This window comes from Inquilinus sp. OTU3971 (genome assembly GCF_038440215.1).
Genome location: NZ_JASATH010000400.1, coordinates 1 through 1841, shown reverse-complemented (window position 1 = coordinate 1841; position 1841 = coordinate 1). Strand labels below are relative to the sequence as shown.

Annotated in this window: 2 protein-coding genes; one reads left to right on the top strand and one right to left on the bottom strand. The window is 67.4% G+C overall.

Features of this window, described 5'->3' with window-relative positions; all coding sequences use genetic code 11:
* Positions 1-66: 66 nt before the first annotated feature.
* Entirely contained in the window at positions 67-600 is a 534-nt protein-coding gene (locus AAHM41_RS40080; RefSeq protein ID WP_342242235.1) for a phasin family protein, read from the bottom strand.
* Between the two features lie 340 nt (positions 601-940).
* Between AAHM41_RS40080 and AAHM41_RS40075 the strand changes: the two genes are divergently transcribed.
* A partial coding sequence (locus AAHM41_RS40075; RefSeq protein WP_342242234.1) for a D-alanyl-D-alanine carboxypeptidase family protein occupies positions 941-1841 on the top strand: 901 nt, incomplete at its 3' end.

The following is a 1841-nucleotide window of genomic DNA, read 5'->3' as shown; positions in this document are numbered from 1 at the left end:
CCCCCCCCCCCCCCCCCCCCCCCCCCCGGGGGCCGTGGGGCCGCTGATCCGGGGGAGGAGGACGGATCAGGCGGCCAGCGGCTTGGACAGGGTCTCGACCGCGACGTTGACGCGGGCGGCGATCGGCGCCACGGCATCGTTGGTCACCTTCAGGCCCAGCTCCGACAGCTTGCTGCTCTCGGCGACGAAGCCGTCGAAGGCGGTCTTGGTGAAGGTCGACTGCAGGTCGACGACCTCACGCAGGGTCTTGGCGGCGAACAGCGAGCGGGTCGCCTCGGCGGCCTGCTCGGCGGCGCCGTGATGCAGGGCGAACCAGGCGCGGGTCAGCTGCTCGGTGCCCTGGGCGAAGATGGCGGCCGACGCGAACACGGCGTCGACATTGCCCTTTGCGAACGCGACCATCTCGTCGACGTTCTTGGTCGCGGCCTGGGCGGCCTTCTCGAACTGGTCCTTGGACAGGGCGAGGCCCTGGGCAACATTCTTCTCGACGGCGGCCTGGCTGGCCTTGACGGTGTCTGCCACGGTGTCCCTCACAATGTCGGTGTTGGTTTCGACGGCGGCGAGCTTGCTCGCGCCGGCACGGCTCTTGGCGGTGGTCATGACGAACGGCTCCTCATGCTTCGCAACCGACTGTCGTCGCCCGGGGCGCTGCCCAGCCATGCTGCACTGCAACATGCCGCATATATGAGCAAGTCGATCCGGTATGTCAACGTTTTTTGTGCACTGCAACATGCCGGACATATGGCGACCTGCCGCCAAGGGCGTTGCCTCTCGATCGGCGATGCTGTCAGAATGTCTGCAACCGGGCGGAAGTCGGGGGCCGGCATTCTTTTTGTCGAGTCCAGCAATTGGTTTATGGACAAAAATCAACGACTTAATTTAGACTTCTGAAATCACGCCTGAACCAAGATCCGCAATTGGCGTGGAGCGGGGGGTCGGCATGGTCGGTTTCGTTGCACGATCGGCGGCAGTTCTGTGCGCCTGCCTTGCCCTGGCGCTTCTGCCCGCCCGGGCGGAGGCAGCGTCGCGCTATGCCGCCTATGTCATCGATGCGCGCACCGGCGAGGTGCTGCACGAGGAGAATGCCAACGCGCGGCTATACCCGGCATCTCTGACCAAGCTGATGACGCTGTACCTGACGTTCCGCAGCCTGGAGCGGGGCGAGCTGACGCTGGATTCGCGGCTGTCGGTGTCGAGCTACGCCGCCTCGCAGTCGCCGACCAAGCTGGGCCTGACGACCGGGTCGCGCATCCGGGTCGAGGACGCGATCCTAGGCTTGGTGACCCAGTCGGCCAACGACGCATCGGTGGTGCTGGCCGAAACCATCGGCGGCAACGAAGCCCGCTTCACGCGGATGATGACGCAGCAGGCTCAGGCGCTGGGCATGAGCCGCACCAACTTCACCTCGACCAACGGCCTGCCGGACCCGGACAATGTCTCGACCGCGCACGACATGGCGGTGCTGGCCCGGGCGCTGATCAACGACTATCCGCAGTACTACCCCTATTTCGCGACCAAGAACTTCCGCTATCGCGGCCGCAACTTCCCGAACCACAACCGGCTGATGCAGTCCTATCCCGGCATGGACGGGATGAAGACCGGCTACATCCGGGCCGCGGGCTACAATCTCGTGGCGTCGGCCGTGCGCGGCCGCACCCGGCTGATCGGCGTGATCTTCGGCGGCACCAGCCCGATCGCCCGCAACGCCGGGATGGCGGCACTGCTGGACGAGGCCTTCGAGTCGCATGAGGGCACCGGCGCCTATGTCGCCGAGGCTCCGGCCGCGGGGGGGGGGGGCGGGGGGGGCCCCGCCGGGCCGCCGCGCCCGGCCGGCCCCCGCG